Origin of the sequence: Variovorax sp. J22P240 (genome assembly GCF_030316855.1) — a bacterium.
GTDB lineage: Bacteria > Pseudomonadota > Gammaproteobacteria > Burkholderiales > Burkholderiaceae_C > Variovorax.
Map to the genome: position 1 here is coordinate 406,721 of NZ_JASZYR010000001.1, position 19,195 is coordinate 425,915.

The following is a 19,195-nucleotide window of genomic DNA, read 5'->3' on the forward strand; positions in this document are numbered from 1 at the left end:
ACTAGAGCAGAGTGAAGAAGCGCATGACCACTTGCGCCGGATGTCGAACGCCGACGCCGACGAACATGCGCTCGCCGATCCAGCGGAGCGAAGGTGACGATGTCTCGAAGCGTGGGTTGCAGCGGAAATAGATCTGACCGGGGTCCACCGGCTCGCCGCGCAGGAGCGTCGCCATCGCTTCCGGGGGCGCGGCGCGAACGGCATGGTTCTGCACGTAGATCAGATCACCTGCATCGGTCTCGAGCCCATAGCGGGCATCCAACTCGGACAGGGTGTCGCTGACGATCAACTGAAAGTCGGTGCCACCTGGAATGACTCGCGCCGTCCAACCATTCCCGCGTGCAGAGCCGCCGGTGATGGGCACTAGCCGGCGCATGCCGCGCGGCCCTTGGCTCAGCACCTGCGGTGCGCCGACTTCGACTTGAAGGTCGGCGAAGTATTCGAGCGAGGGTGGGGCGAGCGGGTCGGTCGGATTCATCCGCCGAGGGTAACGCCAATGGCGTGTTTGGGAATCAGGAAGGGTCCTTGCCCCGGGTGCGGCCCACCGCGCTGAAGATCCCGATGCCGAGCACGATCAGCGTTCCGATGCCGATGTAGAGCGTCGGGACACCCGCGACCGATGCACCCCAGATCAGGCCGGCCAGGAAAATCAGGAAACCGATCATGTAGAGGGCAAAAGACATGTTCTCTCTCCGAAACTGCGAATCGGGCCAGTCTCCATGACCCCGATGGCCGCAGCGGCGGTCTGGGCCGCCAATCCGTGTCGGAGCGTGCCTACCGCTGGGCGGCCGTCTCGGCGCTCGCCGCGTCGAGCGCCGCGATGGTTTCGGGCGCCAGTTGGAGACTCGCTGCGGCGATCAGCTCGTCGAGTTGCTTCATCGAGGTGGCGCTCGCAATGGGCGCCGTGATGGAGGGGCGCGCGATCTGCCACGCGATCGCCACTTGGCCCTGGGTGGCGCCGTAGGCGTGAGCGGCCGCGTCCAGCGCATCGAGGACGCGAAGACCGCGCGGGTTCAGGTATTTCTTCGTCGTGTTGACGCCGCGCGCGCTCTTTGCAGCATCCGCCTCGGTCCGGTACTTGCCCGTGAGAAAGCCGGCCGCGAGCGCGTAGAAGTTGATGACGCCGATGCCGCGTTCGACGCACAGCGGCTCCAGTTCTTTCTCGAAGACATCGCGGTCGTACAGGTTGTAGAGCGGCTGCAGGCTCTCGTAGCGTGGCAGGCCCTGCTTCTCGGCCACATCCAGCGCTTCGGCCAGACGGGGCGCGCTGAAGTTCGATGCGCCGATCGCCCGCACCTTGCCGGCCTTGATCAATGCGGCAAAGGCCTCGGCAGTGTCTGAAAACGGCGTCTCCGGGTCGTCGTCGTGCGACTGGTAGAGGTCGATGTGATCGGTCTTCAGGCGCCTGAGCGACGCATCGACAGCCTCACGGATATAGGCGGGAGAGAGGCCCTTCTTGCCTTCGCCCATCGGCTTGCCGACCTTGGTCGCCAGCACGATGCGATGGCGTTTGCCGGTCTGCCGGAGCCACTTGCCGATGATGGTTTCAGATTCGCCGCCACTGTGGCCCGGCACCCAGCTGGAATAGACGTCCGCCGTGTCGACGAAGTTGAACCCGGCGTCGACCCAGGCGTCGAGCAGACGGAACGAGAGCGTCTCGTCGACGGTCCAGCCGAAGACATTGCCGCCGAAGGCGAGCGGAGAGACTTGCAGGCCGGAGCGGCCGAGCGGACGAAACTGCATGAGTGGATTCCTCGAAGGTTCGGATCAGACGACGCCCAGGGCGCCGAGCAGGGCGCCGGCGCCGAGCAACCACAACAGATGGATGCGGGTGCGCCACACGATAAACGCCGAGACGCCGGTCAACAGCCAGAGGTGCCAGGCGGGCGCGTCGCCGGAATGGTTACCTGAGGCCAGCACCCAGCCGGTCGCGATCAGCAGGCCGACCACGACCGGCGCCATGCCCTGCTTGAACGCCCGCACCCCGCGCCGCTCGCGGTTGCGATGGCCCCAGCGGGTCGCGAAGTAGGTCAGCGTGGTGCTGGGCAGCATGATCCCGACCATGGTGACAGTCAGGCCGAGCAACCCGAGCAGCCACGCATGCGGACCGGCGCCGATGCCTCCGCCAGCGTTGAGCCCGACGTTCCAGCCCATCAGCGCGACGAACAGCACGTTCGGCCCCGGAGCGGCCTGGGCAATGGCGACCGAAGAGCTGAACTGCGCGTCCGTCAACCAGCCATGCTGCGCCACCAGGTAGCGTTGCATGTCGGGCACGGTGGTGATGGCGCCACTGATCGACAGGAGGGAGAGCATGAGGTACTGGCCGAAGAGAGCCAGCCAGTCATGCCAGTGCATCACGATCGTCATGGGCTGATCTTTCGCCAGGTCCAGACGCAGGTCACGCCGCCGACGGCGAGCAGGACCCATCCGAGTGGGACTCTTGCGAAGGCGATCGCGCCGAACACCAGCGCTACCAGGCCGAGGCATACACCGAAGCCCAGCGGATGCCTGCGCAGCGCCGGGATCAGCTTGATGCCGGTCGCGGCGATCAGGCCGCCGGCCACCGCACCCATGCCGCGCAGTGCACCGGCCACCTGCGGATTGCCAGCGTAGTGCGCGTAGAGCACCGCCAGGGTCAGGATCACGCCGAGCGGCACGACCAGCATGCCGGCCACCGCGCAAATGGCGCCGCGCAGGCCGAAGTAGCGGTCGCCGATCATCAGCGCGAGGTTCACCACGTTCGGCCCCGGCAGCACCTGGGCCACGGCCCAGTCCTCGAGAAATTGATCGGGCGTCAGCCAGCGCTTCTTCTCGACCATCTCGCGCTGCACGACGGCGAGCACGCCGCCAAAACCCTGCAGGGCAAGCCAGGTGAATGAAACGAAAAGGTCTCGCGGGGACTGGGGTTGCGGTCGGTCGGGTGCCGATGCCGCGCTGGGAAGGGGCGGGTGCATTGCGGGCGATTATCGTAGGCAAGGCGCGCCGGCGTTGCCGCGCTCCGCTCGACTTGCGCGGCGGGGCCATGCTGCGACACTGCGCCAATGAATGCAGCACGCGCGCTCTTCGATCTCTGCAAGCAGTCCTTCGCGTCCTGGCGGGCGGACTACGCCCCCAGCATGGGCGCGGCACTGGCCTACTACACGGTTTTCTCGGTGGCGCCACTGTTGCTGATCGTGATCTCGGTCGTGGGCCTGGTGTTCGGGCGCGAAGAGGCGCGCGGTGAGATCTTCGAGCAGCTTTCGGGGCTGATGGGGGCCGAGGGGGCACGCGCGGTGCAGATCATGCTCGAAGCGCTCAACAAGCCCAGGCAGGGCATCGTCGCGACGGTGATCGGCGTCGCCCTGCTGCTGGTCGGCGCGACCACGGTCTTCGGCGAACTGCAGGACGCCTTCGACCGCATCTGGCGTGCACCCGCGAGGGAGGACGTCAACGGACTGCTCGACCTCATGCGCGCGCGGCTGCTGTCCTTCAGCATGATCATGGGCATCGGCTTCCTGTTGATCGTCTCGCTGGTGGTCAACGCGGCACTGGCGGCGCTTGGCGAATGGTGGGCGCCGGTCTTCGGCGGCTGGGCCACGCTGGCGCAGAACGTCAACTCCGTGTTCGGCTTCGTGATCGTCACGGTGGGCTTCGCGATGATCTTCAAGGTCATGCCGCGCGTGAGAGTGCAATGGCGCGACGTGTGGATCGGCGCGGTGGTCACCGCCGTGCTGTTCACCATCGGCAAGTACCTGATCGGCTTGTACATCGGAAAGACCGGCATCGCCTCGGGCTACGGCGCGGCCGGTTCGCTGGTGGTTCTGCTGGTGTGGGTCTACTACTCGGCGCAGATATTCCTGCTGGGCGTGGAGTTCACCTGGGTCTACGCGCACGCCTACGGTTCTTTCAAGGGACGGCCGCGGCCGGCGGCCAGGGCGTCGCCGACGCGCGCTGAGCAATCCACCTGATCAGCCGGTGAAGCCGCCGTCGTCGAGGAACTTCTGCTCTTCGGCCGTCGTGCGGCGGCCGAGCACCGCGTTGCGATGCGGAAAGCGGCCGAAGCGCGCAATGATGTCTCGGTGCAGCACCGCGAAGCGCTGCGTATTGGCATCGAGTGCGGTATTGAGTGCGACCGAACGCTCCTGGTCCGCCAGCGATTCGGAATGCATGAAGGGCAGATAGAAAAAAGGCCGAAGCGTCGGCTCGACCTGGCGGTCCAGGCCGGCATCGATGGCGGCGCTCGCGATGGCCCGGGCTTTTCCGTCGGTGGCGAACATGTGGCCGCTGCCGCGCCAGGCGTTGCGAGGAATCTGGTCGAGCAGCACGAGCAATGCCAGCGCACCCTCGGCATCGGCGGCCCAGGGGTCGAGCGCACCGGTCGCGGCGGCGTGGTGGGCGGCTTCGAAGCGCGATTTGCACTCGGTGTCGAATGCATCGTCCTTGTCGAACCAGCGGTCGGGGCCAGCGTCTCGCCAGAACCGGACGACGTCGTGGGCGGAGGGGAGGGCGTTCATGGCGTCAGGATCATGCCACCGCGTCCCGCAAGACGGGTTGCTGGCCGACAGCGCCACCCCGCAATGCTTTTTATCCTGTGGGATTGCCAACTACATGGAGATGCCTCATGACCCGATATGGCGCCACTTTGCGCATGGCCCTCGTGGCCGGCGTTGCGACCGCCGCTCTGGCGGGCTGCGGAATGATGTCCAAGTCCAATACCGCGACCTTCAGCGGCAGCATGAACGCGGCGAGCCAAGTGCCGCCCAACATGACGCGCGGCAGCGGTCTCGCCGAGGCGACGCTCAACAAGGACACGAACGTCCTCAAGTACAAGATCACCTACGACGGCCTGAGCGGGCCGGCCACGGCGGCGCATTTCCATGGACCGGCCGCTGCCGGCGCGAACGCAGGTGTGGTGCTGCCTTTCGCCAATGCGGCGAGCCCGATCGAGGGGCAGGCCACGCTCACCCCGGCCCAGGCGGCTGATCTGTTGGCGGGCAAGTGGTACGCCAACATCCACACGGCGGCCAATCCGGGCGGCGAGATTCGCGGGCAGATGCTGCCCAAGATGTAGTCCTCCGGAGAGAGGCGGGAACGGTGGCCCATGGTGTCCAATGGACGTCATGGGAACCACAGCAAATGCCAAGTATTCCGCCTCGCGCCCGTCCGGCCCCCGCGTCGACATCACCAGCGCCCGCAAGGCGCTGGTGCTCCAAGGCGGCGGCGCGCTGGGCGCGTACCAGGCCGGCGTCTACGCGGGCGTTTTCGAGAAGCACAAGGCGCTCGACTGGGTGGCCGGTGTTTCGATCGGCGCCATCAACGCCGCGCTGATCGCCGGCAATGCGCCCGAAGTGCGCGTGCAACGGCTTCGCGAATTCTGGAACATCGTTTCTTCGGGCCCGGCGCAGCGCGTGCCGGCGTGGTGGAGCGACCGGGCGATGTTCAACCAGTGGAGCGCCACATCGGCGGCGGTCTTCGGCGTGCCCGGCTTCTTCGAGCCGCGCCGCAGCCCCGCGCTGCTGCTCGGTGGCGCGGCGCCGGTGCTGAGCTATTACGACACCGGACCATTGAAGTCGACGCTGGAGCGGTTGGTGGATTTCGATCGCCTCAACCACCCCGAGATCCGCTTCAGCGTGGGCGCAGTGAACGTGCGAACCGGCAATTCCATCTATTTCGACAACACCGTCCAGCGCATCGGCCCGGAGCACATCATGGCCAGCGGCGCGCTGCCGCCAGGCTTTGCGCCGGTGCACATCGACGGCGAGGATTACTGGGATGGCGGCATCGTCTCCAACACGCCGCTGCAGTACGTGCTCGACATGCATCCGCGCAGCGAACCGCTGATGGTGCTGCAGGTCGACCTGTTCAGCGCCCGCGGAGCCATGCCGCGCACGATCGCCGAGACATTGGAGCGGCAGAAGGACATCACCTATTCGAGCCGCACCCGTATGAACACCGACGCGCTCGCCTCGAACCTGAATCTCCAGCAGGCGATCGCGGACCTCATCAAGAAGCTGCCCGCGCCATTGCGCAAGGACGCCAGCGTGCAGGCGGTGTGCGATCAGCTCTCGCACAAGCCCATCGAGATCGTGCATCTGATCTACCGCGACAAGCCCTACGAACTCGAATCGAAGGACTACGAGTTCTCGCGCGCTTCGGTCGATGAGCACTGGGAGGCGGGCTGGCGCGACATCTGCAACACGCTGGACCATCCGGAATGGCTCAAAAGCGCTTCGCAGGCCAATGGCGTCACCACCTTCGACCTGACCGAGCCCAACGCCCGGCGCGTTCGCCGTCCGATGAAGCTGCCGCACATTCCGGCCGGCGCCTAGCCGGCAGATCAGGTTCGTTTAAGTCTCCCGCGCCAATCTGCTGCCATGGGCACGCAGCTTGCACGCATCCTCCAACCTCCGTCACGCAAAGGAATCTCCATGCAACTCAAGGACAAGGTCGCCTTCATCACCGGCTCGGCCAGCGGCATCGGCAAGGAAATCGCCATCGTCTTCGCCAAGGAAGGCGCCAGGATCGTGATTGCCGACCTCAACAAGGAAGCAGCCGACGCCACCGCCGCCGAACTCAAGGCGACGGGCGCGCAGGCGATCGGCGTTGGCGTCGACGTCACCAGCGAAGAGCAGGTCAACGCATCCGTCGAGGAGGCCGCCAAGGCCTTTGGCGGCATCGACATCCTGATCAGCAATGCGGGCATCCAGATCGTGCATCCGGTCGAGGAGTTCAGTTTCGCCGACTGGAAAAAGATGCTGGCGATCCATCTCGACGGCGCCTTTCTCACCACCAAGGCCTGTCTGAAGCACATGTACGCGCAGGGCCGCGGCGGCAGCGTGATCTACATGGGCTCGGTGCACTCCAAGGAGGCTTCGCTGCTCAAGGCGCCCTACGTCACCGCCAAGCACGGCCTGATCGGACTGGCCAAGACCGTGGCGAAGGAGGGCGCAAAGTACGGCGTGCGCGCTAACGTGATCTGTCCCGGCTTCGTGCGCACACCGCTGGTCGAGAAGCAGATCCCGGAGCAGGCGAAGACGCTGGGTATCACCGAGGAACAGGTCATCAAGAACGTGATGCTCAAGGAGACGGTGGACGGCGAGTTCACCACCACCGACGACGTGGCGCGCGTTGCGTTGATGTTCGCTGCGTTCCCGACCAATGCCCTGACCGGTCAATCGCTGGTCGTGAGCCACGGTTGGTTCATGCAGTGATCGCGGCAGGGGTACTAACCCTGTATTTCATGCCGGCTGAATGACAGCTTGACGGCCTAGGATTCCATCAACGGGCGCGATGGTGCACCCGACAGAACACGGAGACCCCAGGCCATGGCGACATCTCTTCATTTCATGGGCCGGCGCGCGGCCATCGCGGCGACGGCGTTGCTGCTGGCTGCTTGCAGCGGCCTCGGCACCCAGCCCGCGGCGACGGACGTCCATGTGATGACCTCGGGCGGCTTCACCGCGGCCTACAACGACCTGCGCCCCGGCTTCGAGAAGGCGAGCGGCCGCACGGTGAAGACCGCCTATGGCGCCTCCATGGGCAATGCGGACGATTCGATCCCTAGCCGGCTGGCGCGTGGTGAGCCAGCCGACGTCGTGATCCTCGCGCGGCCGGCGCTCGACGCACTGGTGGAGCAGGGCAAGGTCGTGCCCGGCAGCCAGGTCGACCTGGTGCGCTCCAGCATTGGCTTTGCGGTCAAGAAAGGTGCCCCCAAGCCCGACATCAGCACGGTGGACGCGCTCAAGCGCACCCTCATTGCCGCGCCCTCCATTGCCTATTCGGCGAGCGCCAGCGGCACCTACTACGAGACCGAGATGCTGAAGAATCTGGGCATCGAGGCGCAGGTCAAGCCCAAGAGCAAGCGCATCCTGAGCGAGCGCGTAGGCACCGTCGTCGCGCGCGGCGATGCGGCGCTCGGCCTGCAGCAGGTGAGCGAGTTGCTGCCCATCGAAGGCATCGACTATGTCGGACCCTTGCCGGCGGAAGTGCAGCGCGTCACCGTGTTCTCGGCTGGCGTCGCGAGCGCGTCGAAGCAGCCCGACGCAGCCCGCGCACTGATCCGCTACCTGAATTCACCGGAAGCCGCGCCGACCATCGCCAAGACGGGTCTCGAACCGCTGGCCGCTCCCTGAGTCGTCATCGAGGCAGCAGGCGCGCTGGCTTCGCCTTCACGATCGCTGAAGACCTCTTGCCCCGGGCGCACTGGCGCTCGGGACGCGGGCTGCCTAAAGTCGCTCCTCTCACGAGGAGACAACGCATGACGACGCCTGGCACTCTGGCCTTTCCTTCCATGAAGAACCGGTGCTCGCCCGCCGAATGGCAAGCTCGGATCGATCTGGCTGCCTGCTATCGGCTGATCGAGTTTTACGGCATGGCCGACATGATCGCCAACCACATCTCGGCGCGGGTGCCGGGGGAGGACGGCGCCTTCCTCATCAATGCCTACGGGATGATGTACGAGGAGATCACGGCGTCGAGCCTGATCAAGGTCGATCACGACGGCAACATCCTTTCCATGCCGGATTTCGGCGATCTGGAATACGGCGTCAACAAGGCCGGCTACGTGATCCACAGTGCAGTGCATGCCGCGCGGCCGGAAGTCGCATGCGTGATCCACACCCACAGCTGGGCATCGATGGCCGTGTCGTCGCTGGAATGCGGACTGCTTCCGCTGACGCAGACGGCCATGCGCTTCCTGAAGATCGGCTATCACGAGTACGAGGGCGTCGTGCTCGATACCGCCGAGCAAGCTTCGCTGGTCGCCGATCTGGGCCAGTCCGAGGCGCTGATCCTGCGCAACCATGGCGCGCTCGTCGTCGGAAACACGGTCGGCGAGGCCTTCAACTGGATGCATCGGCTGGAACTGGCCTGCCGGTCGCAGCTCGCGGCGATGGCCTGCAACAGTCCCTTCCGCCCGGTGCCGCCTGCGGTGCTGGAAGCGACCTGGAAGAACTACCAGCCTGGCACGCGCCGCCCCTACGGCGTCATGGAGTGGCCCGCCTTGCTGCGCAAGCTGGACCGGATGGACCCGAGCTTTCGCGACTGATTCATCGTAAAAAAAGGAGACATCCCCATGAGCCCAATCCCTCCCGCCACCGTCTCCGATCGACCAACCCGCGCCGCGTGGCAGCCGAAGCGACGCGGCGCAGCGCTGGCGATGGTCGCGCTGTCCGCGTCGTTGATGGCCCCGCCCACGTTCGCGCAGGCGTACCCGGCCAAGCCGGTGCGCATCGTCATCGCGTTTTCGGCGGGCGGCACCACCGACATCCTGGCCCGCTCGGTGGCGCTGAAGCTCGGCGACCAGCTCAAGCAGCCTTTCGTGATCGACAACAAGCCCGGCGGCGGCGGCAACATCGGCACCGAGGCGGTGGTGCGCTCGGCGCCGGATGGCTACACGCTGATCGTCAACTCGGTCGGCCCGATCGCGGTCAACCAGACGCTCTACAAGAACCTGCCCTACGACCCCTTGAAGGACCTGGTGCCGATCGTGCAGATCGCCGACGTGCCGAACGTGCTGGTGGTCCATCCTTCGGTGCCGGCCAACACCTTCGAGGAATTCGTCGCGTACGCCAAGGGCAACCCGGGCAAGCTCAACTACGGCTCCACGGGCACCGGCACCTCCTCGCACCTGTCGAGCTTCATGCTGAGCCAACGCATTGGCACCGAGACGACCCACGTCCCCTACAAGGGTGCCAACGCGCTCAACGACCTTCTCTCCGGGCGCCTGCAATTCATGTTTGCCACGATCCCTTCGGTGATCCAGCACATCCGCGCCGGCAAGCTGCGAGCGCTGGCCGTCTCCAGCGACAAGCCCTCGCGCTCGCTGCCCGGTGTTCCGACCGTGGCGGAAAAAGGCTTCCCCGGCTTTGCGGCAGGGTCGTGGTTCGGCTTCTTCGCGCCGAAGGGCACGCCGGAATCGGTCATCGTGCTGCTCAACAAGTCAGTCAACGATGTCCTGCCTTCGCTGGAAGAGCAGATGATCCGCGAGGGCGCCGATCCGGTGGGCGGTACCGCGGCGCAGTTCGGGCAGTTCACCCAGCGCGAATACGAAAAATGGAAGGTGATCGTGCGCGAGTCCGGCGCCACGCCGGAATGAGCGACGACCCCACGATGGCCCCGCTGCGCATCCTGCTGTCGGATGCTGCGCGAGAGCGCGTCGGGGCCGCCATTGCATCGGTGATGGGGTCGCGCGCGCATTGCTTCGTCGCACCGCGGCCGGGCATCGACGCCGATCTCGCCTTCGTGACACGCGACGTCACGGGCCTGTCGACCAAGCATGCCGTGCTGCCCGCAACGCAGGTGTTCTACGACGCGATGCTCGGTTCACCGGGCCTGCGCTGGGTGCACGTGCACTCGGCGGGCGCCGACCGGCCTGTCTACGTGGCGCTGCATGCCCGTGGCGTGGCGGTCAGCACTTCATCGGGCGCCAATGCAGCCGTGGTGGCCCAGACTGCGCTGGCCGGACTTCTGGCGTTGGCACGGCGCTTTCCCCAGCTCATGCGTGCTCAGCGCGAGCGCACCTGGGCACCGCTGATCGGCACCGGCATGCCGCGCGACCTTGCAGGGCAGACCGCGGTGATCGTCGGGTGGGGGCCGATCGGCCAGCAGATCGCGGCCTCGCTCCGGCTGCTGGGCCTGCGCGTCGCCGTGGTTCGCAGCAGCGCCGAGCCTGCGGCAGCGGACGTCGAGACGGTGGCCTTCGAGGATATAGGGAACGTTCTCCCGCGCGCCGACTGGCTGTTGCTGGCCTGCCCGCTGACGTCGCGGACGCGAGGCTTGATCGACGCCAGTGCGATCGCGCTATTGCCGGATGGGGCGCACCTGATCAATGTGGCGCGCGGCGAGTTGGTGGACGAGCCGGCGCTGATCGAGGCGCTCGCCGATGGGAAGCTCGGCGGCGCCTTCCTCGACGTCTTCGCCCACGAACCGCTGCCGCCGGAATCTCCCCTGTGGGGCTTGGACAACGTGATCGCCACACCTCACAGCGCGGGCTTTTCGGACGGCAACGCGGCGAGGGTGACCGAGCTTTTCATCGACAACCTCCGGCGCTGGCTGGCCGGCCAGAAGCTGCACAACGAGGTTGCCTGAGAATCGCCGGCGGCGTCAGGCTGCCGGTGGTGCGAACTTCAGCTCCCAGGTCTCGCCGACCAGCTGCTGGCCGAAGCCGTCGTAGGGCTCCGATTTGACCAGCCTGAAGCCGCGTGCCGCATAGATGCCTCGTGCCGCGGTGAGACAGCTGTTGGTCCAGAGCACCATCTTCTTGTAGCCCTTGTTGCGTGCAAAGGCGATGCATTCGTCCGTGAGCCGTGCGCCCAGGCCCAGCCCGCGCGCCTTGGGGCTCAGGATCAGCATGCGCAGTTGCGCCGTCGTGGGCGACTTGCGCACCACGAACACGGCCCCGACACGCTCGCCGTCGAGTTCGGCGATCCAGCAGCGCTCCCATCCGGGCTGGAACTTGCGCAGGAACTGGCTGGCGATGTCGGCCACCAGCGCTTCGAAGTCGCTGTTCCAGCCGTATTCGCGTGCATAGATCTCGCCGTGCTGTTGCACGACCCAGCCCATGTCGCCCGGCCCCGGGTCGCGCAGGACAGCGGCCTTCGTCTTCGTCGGTGCGGCCGTGGCCGGGTCCAGCAGGTTTTGCACGGTTTGCATGGCTTCGATCAATTGCAGCCTTTGCGGCGGGGGGAGCGGTGCGAGGAGGGCGGCAGCCTCGTCGCGCGACTTCTGCTGCAGCGGTGCGAAGGCCTGGTGCCCGCCCTCGGTCAGGCGCAGCAGACTCTGCCGCGCGTCGCGTGGATCGGGATCGCGTCGGAGCCAGCCATTGGCTTCGAAGCGGCGCAGGATGCGGCTGAGGTAGCCGCCGTCGAGGTGCAGATCCTTGCCGATCTCGCTGGCCACGGGCGCTTCGCGGTGCGCGAGTTCGTACAGCACGCGCACGTCGGTCAGCGACATGTCGCTGTCGAGATACGGGTTGAGGACGCCGATGCAGCGGGTGTAGAAGCGGTTGAACTGGCGGATCGCCTTGATGGCGGCGACCTCGGGCAAGGTGATGGGAGCGGTCGACATGCTTGCCATTGTCATTTAAATAATTGACAAAAGCAATTAATAAGCAGAACCGCCTGCTTGTGTCCTTTACCCTTTAGGGCGACAGCACCACTGGAAAACCCTAAAATCTAGGGTTGCCCACAACGGGCCCACCCGGCCCGCAGGCCTGCGCGGCACCCTTGCCGTCCTATCCCCGATGAACGCCCCCGTCGACGTCTCCTTTTTCGCTCGTGCCGCCAAGCCGCTGACCAGCTACCGCAAGTACTGGGCAGCTCGTTTCGGCACGGCCAAATTCCTGCCGACGTCGAGGGCCGAGATGGATGCGTTGGGCTGGGACAGCTGCGACATCATCGTCGTCACTGGCGATGCCTACGTGGACCACCCGAGCTTCGGCATGGCCGTGATCGGCCGCATGCTGGAGGCGCAGGGCTTCCGCGTCGGCATCATCGCGCAGCCCGACTGGCAGAGTGCCGACCCCTTCAAGATACTGGGCAAGCCGAACCTGTTCTTCGGCGTGACCGCCGGCAACATGGATTCGATGATCAACCGCTACACGGCGGACCGGAAGATCCGCAGCGACGACGCCTACACGCCCGGCGACGTCGGCGGTCACCGGCCGGACCGCGCGGCCATCGTCTACTCGCAGCGCTGCAAGGAAGCCTGGAGCGACGTGCCGATCGTGCTCGGCGGCATCGAAGGGTCGCTGCGCCGCATCGCGCATTACGACTACTGGCAGGACAAGGTGCGCCGCTCGATCGTGGTGGACGCCAAGTGCGACCTGCTGCTCTACGGCAACGCCGAGCGCGCCATCGTCGAGATCGCCCATCGGCTGGCCGCGCGCGAGCCGGTGCACCAGATCACCGACGTGCGCGGGACGGCCTTCGTGCGGCGTGAGACGCCCGAGGGCTGGTTCGAGATCAACTCCACCAGCGTCGACGAGCCCGGCCGGGTCGAGGCGCACGTCAATCCGTACCTGATGGTGTCGGACCAGGCCAAGGCCAACGGCGCGACCTGCGCCAAGGAAGACGAGGCGCAGGCTGTCGCGCAGGCGGCCGAGGCAGGTGGTTCGGTCAACCTCGCGATCAAGCCGCTGAAGTTCGTTCCCAATCCAGCCCTGCAGAGCCGCGAGCGCATCAAGGTGCCGCCGCGGGACCGTTCGGTGATCCGGCTGCCTTCGTACGAACAGGTGCGCGCCGATCCGGTTCTGTACGCGCACGCCAACCGCGTGCTTCACCTGGAAACCAACCCCGGCAACGCGCGAGCCCTGGTGCAGGCCCACGGCGAAGGCACGACCGCCCGCGACGTCTGGATCAATCCGCCGCCCATTCCGCTCACCACGGCCGAGATGGACCACGTGTTCGACCTGCCGTACGCGCGCAGCCCGCATCCGCGCTACGCCGACGAGCAAGGCAGCCACGACGGCGCGACCAAGATCCCGGCCTGGGAAATGATCCGCTTCAGCGTGAACATCATGCGCGGCTGCTTCGGCGGATGCACCTTCTGCTCGATCACCGAGCACGAGGGGCGCATCATCCAGAGCCGGTCGGAAGAATCGATCATCAAGGAGGTCGAGGCGATCCGCGACAGCGTGAAGGGCTTCACCGGCACCATCTCCGACCTCGGCGGGCCCACTGCCAACATGTACCGGATCGGCTGCAAGTCCCCCGAGATCGAATCGGCCTGCCGCAAGCCGAGCTGCGTGTATCCCGGCATCTGCCCGAACCTCAACACCAACCACGATCCGCTGATCAAGATCTACCGCCGGGCGCGCGCGCTCAAGGGCATCAAGAAGATACTGATCGGCTCCGGCCTTCGCTACGACCTGGCCGTGCAGTCCCCCGAGTACGTGAAGGAGCTGGTGCAGCATCACGTCGGGGGCTACCTCAAGATCGCGCCCGAGCACACCGAGCAGGGCCCGCTCACCAAGATGATGAAGCCCGGCATCGGCAGCTACGACAAGTTCAAGCAGATGTTCGAGAAGTTCAGTGCCGAGGCGGGCAAGAAGCAGTACCTGATCCCGTACTTCATCGCCGCGCATCCGGGCACCAGCGACGAGGACATGATGAACCTCGCCATCTGGCTCAAGAAGAACGGCTTCCGCGCCGACCAGGTGCAGACCTTCTACCCGTCGCCGATGGCCACCGCGACGACGATGTACCACACCAACAAGAATCCGCTGCGCAAGATCACGCGCGACAGCGAGACGGTGGACATCGTGCGCGGCGACAAGCGCCGTCGCCTGCACAAGGCCTTTTTGCGCTACCACGATGCCAACAACTGGCCACTGCTGCGCGAGGCGCTCAAGTCGATGGGCCGCGCCGACTTGATCGGCAATGGCAAGCACCACCTGATCCCGACCTGGCAGCCGCTCACCGACGGCAGCTACCAGAGCGCTCGCCGCAAGAACTCGACGACCGTCGCGCTCACGCCGGTGAAGCCCGCCAAGGGCCGCATCCTCACGCAGCACACGGGCCTGCCGCCGCGTGAGACCGGGGCAGGTCGCACCAGGCCTTCCGCCGGCAAGCCGATCCGCAAGAGCCGTTGAGCTGACCGGATTGCCGCGCCGGCCACCGCTGCCTCGCGGTGTATGGTGTCGGCATGAGCAAGTTTCTGGTCGCGCTTTCGCAGTGGTGCCGTATCGGTCTCTGGCTATCGCTCTGCGCGATGGCATCGGGCTCGCAGGCGGCGACTCTGGAAGCCGGATCGGTGCAAGCCATGCGGGAGCTGCATCGCAAGCTCGTCGATCAGCTCGCCCAGAGCCCATTGAAACGGCCTGTCGTCCTCGACTCCACCGAAACCGATGGCGGGCTCCAGGGCGACGTCTATGCGGTCGTCGATCATTCGCTCGAAGACGTGCGCCGGGCGCTCGAACGTTCATCGCAGTGGTGCGAGATGCTGATCCTGCACATCAACAACCGCCGTTGCCGCGCGGAGCATGGCGCCACCGGCGAGAAACTCACACTCAGCGTCGTGCCGCGTTATGACAAGCCGATCGAGCAGGCCTTCGAGCTGGCCTTCGTCCACCGCGTTGCAAGCGCCACGCGCGACTACCTCCTGGTCGACCTTTCCGCTGAATCGGGGCCGATGGGCACCAGCCACTATCGCGTGCTGCTCGAGGCCATGCCGCTCGGCAATCGACAGACCTTCCTGCACTTTGCCTATGCGTACGACCACAACATGGTCGCGCGCCTGGCGACGATGGCCTACCTCGCGACCTTCGGCAGCCACAAGATGGGCTTCACGGTGGTGGGGAAGACGTCGGACGGCGGCCCCGAATACATCCGCGGCCTGCGCGGACTCGTCGAGCGCAATGCGATGCGCTATTTCCTCACGCTCGAAGCCTATCTCGATGGCTTCTCGGTCCCGCCGCCGGAACGGGCCGACAAGCGCCTGAATAGCTGGTTCCAGGCCGTCGAGAAGTATCCGACGCAACTCCACGAGGTCGATCTCGAGACCTATCTTGCAGTCAAGCGTGAGGATCGGCAGCGAGATGCCGGAACGGCGCGCTGAACGCTCAGCGCAGAACCAGCACCGGTGTATGCGAATGCGTCAGCACATGCAGCGTTTCGCTGCCCATCAGCAGGCGCTTGATGCCGCGGCGCCCGTGCGAGGCCATCACGATGAGGTCGCACTTGTGCACGCGGGCGGCTTCGATGATGGCTTCGGACACGAGCTCCGATTGCATGACGATCGCCCGGGTGCTCTTCACGCCCTTCGAGTCTGCGGCGGCCTTGACGGCATCGACCACGCGCTGCGCTTCGACGTCGGCCTGCTCGCGCAGGCGCGTGACCTCCATCTGGCTCATCAGCATCGAGCCTTCGAAGTAGCTGGCGGGGTAGTGGTGGACCACCTTGACGGCGATCAGCTCGGCCTGCGTCAGGAGAGCCAGGTCGATGGCGCTGGTGACGGCCAGTTCCGACAGATCGGATCCGTCGGTAGCGACGAGGATGCGTTCATACATGGCGACGCTCCCGGGCGAGAGAGACCCGCCCCCGCTTCAGATTAGTGCGCGAACGGGCGTTGAGCAAGGCGTCTGCAAGCGTCTAGGCGGGGTCGCCTAAGGCCAACAGCCGCGGATCGAGGGCGGTGCCCAGCCGCGCGGGCGTTGGTCCTTTTGGGGAACAATCGCCGGATCTTGGCCCGTCGTGTCGATCCCTACAGCCTTCGATTGTTCGTCTCTGCAGCGCGGGCAGGATCGATCGTCCGCGCCGCCGAACAGGAGCACATCGCGCCGTCCGCGCTGAGCAGGCGGCTGGCCGATCTGGAGCATGCTTTCGGGACGCCGCTCCTGATACGGTCGCCACGTGGCGTCACGCTGACGAACGCCGGCCGACTGGTGCTGGCGCGCGGCGAGAAGATCGACGAGGACTTGCAGGCGCTCGTGCGGGAAGTGCAGACCGAAGGCGACGAAGTGCGTGGGGCCGTGCGCCTCTACGCCAACATGTCCGCAGTGATCGGTTTCCTGCCGGAGCGCTTGCGCGCCTTCATGGCGGCTTATCCCCAGGTCGAAGTCTCGCTGCAGGAGAACGACACGCGCGATGTCATCCGCGCCTGTCTCGACGATCGTGCCGACGTCGGGGTCGGCGTCGACATGGCGGTGCCGCCCGGCCTCGAGTCCTGGCCCTTTGCCATGGACCCGCTGCAGGTGGTGCTGCCGGCCGGCCACGCGCTGGCAAAGCACAAGGTGCTGAGCTTTGCGCAGGCGCTCGAACTCCCGTTGATCGGCGTCCATCAGGGCGGGGCGCTCGATCGCTCGATGCACGAACGCGCCGCCGCGCTGCACCGCCGCTTTGCGCCGACCGTGTCGGTCAGCAGTTTCGACGCGGTCTGCCGCATGGTCGAGGCCGGGCTCGGCATCGCCGTGATTCCCGGGAGCGCAGCCGCGGCCTATGCCGGCAGCCCACGCTTCGTGCGGCGACCGCTCGACGAGCCCTGGGCGGCACGCGCGCTGCGCATGTACGCGCTGCGCAAGACGCCGCGGCCTGGCGCGGTGGGCGCCCTGATCGAGAGCCTCCGGGGGTAAGCGGCGATCTCGCATTTCGCGAGAACCCGTCTGCCGCATCGGCGCTTTGCAGCACGCAGCGCGCCCGTGAGAATTCGGCATGCCAGCCATTTCGCCCACGAGGTTCCCCGCGATTCAGTTCGCGCCAGCCATCCTCTTTCTGAGCCAGTCGGCCGACGTGGTCACTCGCAGCCTGCAGGGCGAATCGATCTCGCTCGACGAGGCGCGTCCCTTGCGCGACGACGTCTCGACCGACGAGATCACGCCGCTGCCGATCCTCACGCACTACGACGACAAGCTCGGGCGCTACCCCTACATCGGCTTCAGGGCGGGCGACGATGCAACGCCCATCGGCACCGATGCGATCCGCACCCGTGGTGTCGAGGTCGTGGTGAGCGGCAAGCGCTATGGCAAGGGCTCCTCGCGCGAGCACAGTCCGGCCGCGGAAAAGCTGGCCGGCGTACGCCTGGTGATCGCCGAGAGCTTCGAGCGCATCTATCGCCAGAACGCGGACAACATCGGACTTTTCACGTCGACCGATTTCAGCCTCGTCGAACGCATCCAGGCAGGAGAGGCGATCCCTCTCGCGGATCTCGTCGCGGGTAGGGATGCGTTGGCGGCTGCGATCCTCCGGAACGGTGGATTGCTCCGCTTCGGCCAGCAGCACATGCGCGACATCACCGTCGCGCCCGAGGTGGCTGACACGCGCCCGCGCACGCTGTTCGAGAAGATCGTGGAACGCCATGCGCTGGCGACCGATCTGACCGAGGCGCATCCCGCGCCGGGCGATGGTGCCTTCGTGCGGGCCGACTGGCGTTTCATTCACGAGTACTACACCGGCATGGCCGCGCACATGTTGCACACCACTTTCGGCCGCCCGCTGGCGCTGTACGAGCCGGGCTCGATCATCGTGTTCGAGGACCACACTTCCTACGTCGAGGAAAGCCCCGCGCACGTGCGCGGCGGGCTGGTGCCCAACGTGCACCGCATGGTCGAGGCGCAGCGCGAGTTCGCGGCCGCCTACGCGCTGCGCTCGCATCGCACACTGAGCGAGGCCGAGGCGGCGTCCGACGATGGCAGCAACGTCGCAGGCATCTCGCACGCGATGGTGGCCGAGCACTATGCGCTGCCGGGGCAAGTCGTCGTCGGCACCGATTCGCACACGCCGCACAGCGGCGCGCTGGGCTGCGTCGCCTTCGGTGTCGGCACGACCGATATGGCCAATGCCTTCGTCACCGGTGCGGTGCGCCTGACCGTGCCGCAGTCGCTTCGCATCGTGCTGGAGGGGAGGGTGCCGGCCGGCGTGACGGCGAAGGACATCGTGCTGCACCTGCTGTCGCAGCCGATCATCCGCAGCGGCGGTGGCGTGGGCAAGGTGTTCGAGTTCTGCGGCGAGGGCATCGCGGCGCTCTCCACCGACGAGCGGGCCACGCTCACCAATATGACGGCCGAGCTCGGGGGCTTCACCGGCATCGTCGCCCCTGATGCGGAGACCGTGCGCTTCCTGCGTGAGCGGCGCGGCATCGACTTCGCGCTCGAGCCCTGGATGCACAGCGACGAGGGCGCCGAGTACGCTGAAATCCTTCGCATCGATTGCGCCGGCGTGCCTCCGATGGTGGCCCGCCCCGGCGACCCGGGCAACGGACTGCCGTTGGCGGAGGTGCAGGCGCCGGTCCGCATCGACATCGCCTACGGCGGGTCATGCACCGCCGGCAAGCGAGAGGATTTCGATCACTACCACGCGGTGTTGCGCTGGGCTGCCGATCGAGGACTCCGCGTTGCGCCGCATGTGGAGCTGTTCCTGCAGTTCGGCACCACGGCCGTTCGCGATCACTGCATTTCCCAGGGCTACATGGATGCATTCGACAAAGTCGGCGCGCGCATGCTGCAGCCTTCGTGCGGTGCTTGCGGCAACTGCGGGCCCGGCGGCTCGACGAGCAGGGATCAGGTCACCGTCAGCGCGATCAACCGCAACTTTCCGGGGCGCGGCGGGCCAGGCCAGGTCTGGCTCGCGAGCCCACCGACCGTGGCGGCCAGCGCGATCGCCGGCGAGCTCGTGTCCTTCGAGACGCTGCAACAGCGGCAGGCCTGAATCCGGCCAGGGCTGACGTTCCCGCATGCCGCCAGGCATGACTCGCCATTTGGGCGCACGCAGCACGGGCACAATCC

General features: G+C 66.4%; 20 protein-coding genes. 12 read left to right on the forward strand and 8 right to left on the reverse strand.

Translation table 11 applies throughout. The features are described 5' to 3' along the window. Position 1: 1 nt before the first annotated feature. From QTI24_RS02075 to QTI24_RS02095, 5 genes are all read right to left on the reverse strand, one after another. Positions 2 to 478, reverse strand: a complete 477-nt coding sequence (locus QTI24_RS02075; RefSeq protein ID WP_286597996.1) for a DUF3237 domain-containing protein — start codon at positions 476 to 478, stop codon at positions 2 to 4. Between the two features lie 34 nt (positions 479 to 512). Further along, positions 513 to 683 (reverse strand): hypothetical protein, encoded by a 171-nt coding sequence (locus tag QTI24_RS02080; protein WP_286597997.1) that lies wholly within the window; start codon positions 681 to 683, stop codon positions 513 to 515. A 91-nt stretch (positions 684 to 774) separates the two neighbouring features. Continuing rightward, complete coding sequence (locus QTI24_RS02085; protein WP_286597999.1) at positions 775 to 1,743, reverse strand: aldo/keto reductase; 969 nt, start codon at positions 1,741 to 1,743, stop codon at positions 775 to 777. A gap of 24 nt (positions 1,744 to 1,767) precedes the next feature. Next, positions 1,768 to 2,367 carry a chromate transporter gene (locus QTI24_RS02090; protein WP_286598001.1) on the reverse strand — a complete coding sequence of 200 codons (600 nt, stop codon included), beginning with the start codon at positions 2,365 to 2,367 and terminating at the stop codon, positions 1,768 to 1,770. After that, a complete protein-coding gene (locus QTI24_RS02095; RefSeq protein ID WP_286598003.1) occupies positions 2,364 to 2,954 on the reverse strand; it encodes a chromate transporter in 591 nt (196 codons plus the stop codon). The genes QTI24_RS02090 and QTI24_RS02095 overlap by 4 nt, the downstream gene beginning before the upstream one ends. 87 nt (positions 2,955 to 3,041) lie before the next feature. On the opposite strand from QTI24_RS02095, the gene QTI24_RS02100 reads away from it, so the two are divergent. After that, positions 3,042 to 3,947 carry a YihY/virulence factor BrkB family protein gene (locus QTI24_RS02100; RefSeq protein WP_286598004.1) on the forward strand — a complete coding sequence of 302 codons (906 nt, stop codon included), beginning with the start codon at positions 3,042 to 3,044 and terminating at the stop codon, positions 3,945 to 3,947. Here QTI24_RS02100 and QTI24_RS02105 read toward each other — a convergent pair whose 3' ends face one another. Further along, entirely contained in the window at positions 3,948 to 4,493 is a 546-nt protein-coding gene (locus QTI24_RS02105; RefSeq protein WP_286598005.1) for a DUF924 family protein, read from the reverse strand. It abuts the gene before it with no gap. Positions 4,494 to 4,600: 107 nt separating this feature from the next. Between QTI24_RS02105 and QTI24_RS02110 the strand changes: the two genes are divergently transcribed. The 7 genes from QTI24_RS02110 to QTI24_RS02140 all read left to right on the forward strand — a co-directional run bounded on the left by QTI24_RS02110 (position 4,601) and on the right by QTI24_RS02140 (position 11,067). Then, entirely contained in the window at positions 4,601 to 5,050 is a 450-nt protein-coding gene (locus QTI24_RS02110; RefSeq protein ID WP_286598007.1) for a CHRD domain-containing protein, read from the forward strand. Positions 5,051 to 5,099: 49 nt separating this feature from the next. Beyond that, the gene (locus QTI24_RS02115; RefSeq protein ID WP_286598009.1) at positions 5,100 to 6,308 is read left to right on the forward strand and encodes a DUF3734 domain-containing protein; all 1,209 of its coding nucleotides are present in this window, start codon (positions 5,100 to 5,102) and stop codon (positions 6,306 to 6,308) included. Positions 6,309 to 6,407: 99 nt separating this feature from the next. Next, entirely contained in the window at positions 6,408 to 7,190 is a 783-nt protein-coding gene (locus tag QTI24_RS02120; RefSeq protein ID WP_286598010.1) for a 3-hydroxybutyrate dehydrogenase, read from the forward strand. 114 nt (positions 7,191 to 7,304) lie between these two features. Next, a complete protein-coding gene (locus tag QTI24_RS02125; protein WP_286598012.1) occupies positions 7,305 to 8,111 on the forward strand; it encodes a substrate-binding domain-containing protein in 807 nt (268 codons plus the stop codon). A gap of 125 nt (positions 8,112 to 8,236) precedes the next feature. Next, complete coding sequence (locus QTI24_RS02130) at positions 8,237 to 9,025, forward strand: class II aldolase/adducin family protein (RefSeq protein ID WP_286598013.1); 789 nt, start codon at positions 8,237 to 8,239, stop codon at positions 9,023 to 9,025. Between the two features lie 111 nt (positions 9,026 to 9,136). Further along, positions 9,137 to 10,075: a Bug family tripartite tricarboxylate transporter substrate binding protein gene (locus tag QTI24_RS02135; protein ID WP_286599243.1), complete on the forward strand. Its 939-nt coding sequence runs from the start codon at positions 9,137 to 9,139 to the stop codon at positions 10,073 to 10,075. After that, positions 10,072 to 11,067: a D-2-hydroxyacid dehydrogenase gene (locus QTI24_RS02140; protein ID WP_286598014.1), complete on the forward strand. Its 996-nt coding sequence runs from the start codon at positions 10,072 to 10,074 to the stop codon at positions 11,065 to 11,067. The genes QTI24_RS02135 and QTI24_RS02140 overlap by 4 nt, the downstream gene beginning before the upstream one ends. A gap of 15 nt (positions 11,068 to 11,082) precedes the next feature. On the opposite strand, the gene QTI24_RS02145 is transcribed toward QTI24_RS02140, so the two are convergent. Further along, positions 11,083 to 12,045, reverse strand: coding sequence for a bifunctional helix-turn-helix transcriptional regulator/GNAT family N-acetyltransferase (locus QTI24_RS02145; protein ID WP_503011186.1), 963 nt, complete (start codon positions 12,043 to 12,045; stop codon positions 11,083 to 11,085). Between the two features lie 175 nt (positions 12,046 to 12,220). Between QTI24_RS02145 and QTI24_RS02150 the strand changes: the two genes are divergently transcribed. Continuing rightward, positions 12,221 to 14,569: a YgiQ family radical SAM protein gene (locus QTI24_RS02150; protein ID WP_286598015.1), complete on the forward strand. Its 2,349-nt coding sequence runs from the start codon at positions 12,221 to 12,223 to the stop codon at positions 14,567 to 14,569. A gap of 53 nt (positions 14,570 to 14,622) precedes the next feature. Continuing rightward, positions 14,623 to 15,534 (forward strand): hypothetical protein, encoded by a 912-nt coding sequence (locus QTI24_RS02155; RefSeq protein WP_286598016.1) that lies wholly within the window; start codon positions 14,623 to 14,625, stop codon positions 15,532 to 15,534. Between the two features lie 4 nt (positions 15,535 to 15,538). Here the strand turns inward: QTI24_RS02155 and QTI24_RS02160 are convergent, their stop codons facing one another. After that, entirely contained in the window at positions 15,539 to 15,985 is a 447-nt protein-coding gene (locus tag QTI24_RS02160; protein WP_286598018.1) for a universal stress protein, read from the reverse strand. Positions 15,986 to 16,159: 174 nt separating this feature from the next. Between QTI24_RS02160 and QTI24_RS02165 the strand changes: the two genes are divergently transcribed. Both QTI24_RS02165 and QTI24_RS02170 read left to right on the forward strand, forming a co-directional pair. After that, complete coding sequence (locus tag QTI24_RS02165; RefSeq protein WP_286598020.1) at positions 16,160 to 17,047, forward strand: LysR substrate-binding domain-containing protein; 888 nt, start codon at positions 16,160 to 16,162, stop codon at positions 17,045 to 17,047. A gap of 79 nt (positions 17,048 to 17,126) precedes the next feature. Then, positions 17,127 to 19,118, forward strand: a complete 1,992-nt coding sequence (locus QTI24_RS02170; protein ID WP_286598022.1) for an aconitase family protein — start codon at positions 17,127 to 17,129, stop codon at positions 19,116 to 19,118. Positions 19,119 to 19,195 lie beyond the last annotated feature (77 nt).

What these genes read in the sequence shown, in the direction of transcription:
- QTI24_RS02075 (WP_286597996.1), bottom strand. Translation starts at nt 478, where the DNA reads ATGAATCCGACCGACCCGCTCGCCCCACCCTCGCTCGAATACTTCGCC.
- QTI24_RS02080 (WP_286597997.1), bottom strand. Translation starts at nt 683, where the DNA reads ATGTCTTTTGCCCTCTACATGATCGGTTTCCTGATTTTCCTGGCCGGC.
- QTI24_RS02085 (WP_286597999.1), bottom strand. Translation starts at nt 1,743, where the DNA reads ATGCAGTTTCGTCCGCTCGGCCGCTCCGGCCTGCAAGTCTCTCCGCTC.
- QTI24_RS02090 (WP_286598001.1), bottom strand. Translation starts at nt 2,367, where the DNA reads ATGACGATCGTGATGCACTGGCATGACTGGCTGGCTCTCTTCGGCCAG.
- QTI24_RS02095 (WP_286598003.1), bottom strand. Translation starts at nt 2,954, where the DNA reads ATGCACCCGCCCCTTCCCAGCGCGGCATCGGCACCCGACCGACCGCAA.
- QTI24_RS02100 (WP_286598004.1), top strand. Translation starts at nt 3,042, where the DNA reads ATGAATGCAGCACGCGCGCTCTTCGATCTCTGCAAGCAGTCCTTCGCG.
- QTI24_RS02105 (WP_286598005.1), bottom strand. Translation starts at nt 4,493, where the DNA reads ATGAACGCCCTCCCCTCCGCCCACGACGTCGTCCGGTTCTGGCGAGAC.
- QTI24_RS02110 (WP_286598007.1), top strand. Translation starts at nt 4,601, where the DNA reads ATGACCCGATATGGCGCCACTTTGCGCATGGCCCTCGTGGCCGGCGTT.
- QTI24_RS02115 (WP_286598009.1), top strand. Translation starts at nt 5,100, where the DNA reads ATGGGAACCACAGCAAATGCCAAGTATTCCGCCTCGCGCCCGTCCGGC.
- QTI24_RS02120 (WP_286598010.1), top strand. Translation starts at nt 6,408, where the DNA reads ATGCAACTCAAGGACAAGGTCGCCTTCATCACCGGCTCGGCCAGCGGC.
- QTI24_RS02125 (WP_286598012.1), top strand. Translation starts at nt 7,305, where the DNA reads ATGGCGACATCTCTTCATTTCATGGGCCGGCGCGCGGCCATCGCGGCG.
- QTI24_RS02130 (WP_286598013.1), top strand. Translation starts at nt 8,237, where the DNA reads ATGACGACGCCTGGCACTCTGGCCTTTCCTTCCATGAAGAACCGGTGC.
- QTI24_RS02135 (WP_286599243.1), top strand. Translation starts at nt 9,137, where the DNA reads ATGGTCGCGCTGTCCGCGTCGTTGATGGCCCCGCCCACGTTCGCGCAG.
- QTI24_RS02140 (WP_286598014.1), top strand. Translation starts at nt 10,072, where the DNA reads ATGAGCGACGACCCCACGATGGCCCCGCTGCGCATCCTGCTGTCGGAT.
- QTI24_RS02145 (WP_503011186.1), bottom strand. Translation starts at nt 12,045, where the DNA reads ATGTCGACCGCTCCCATCACCTTGCCCGAGGTCGCCGCCATCAAGGCG.
- QTI24_RS02150 (WP_286598015.1), top strand. Translation starts at nt 12,221, where the DNA reads ATGAACGCCCCCGTCGACGTCTCCTTTTTCGCTCGTGCCGCCAAGCCG.
- QTI24_RS02155 (WP_286598016.1), top strand. Translation starts at nt 14,623, where the DNA reads ATGAGCAAGTTTCTGGTCGCGCTTTCGCAGTGGTGCCGTATCGGTCTC.
- QTI24_RS02160 (WP_286598018.1), bottom strand. Translation starts at nt 15,985, where the DNA reads ATGTATGAACGCATCCTCGTCGCTACCGACGGATCCGATCTGTCGGAA.
- QTI24_RS02170 (WP_286598022.1), top strand. Translation starts at nt 17,127, where the DNA reads ATGCCAGCCATTTCGCCCACGAGGTTCCCCGCGATTCAGTTCGCGCCA.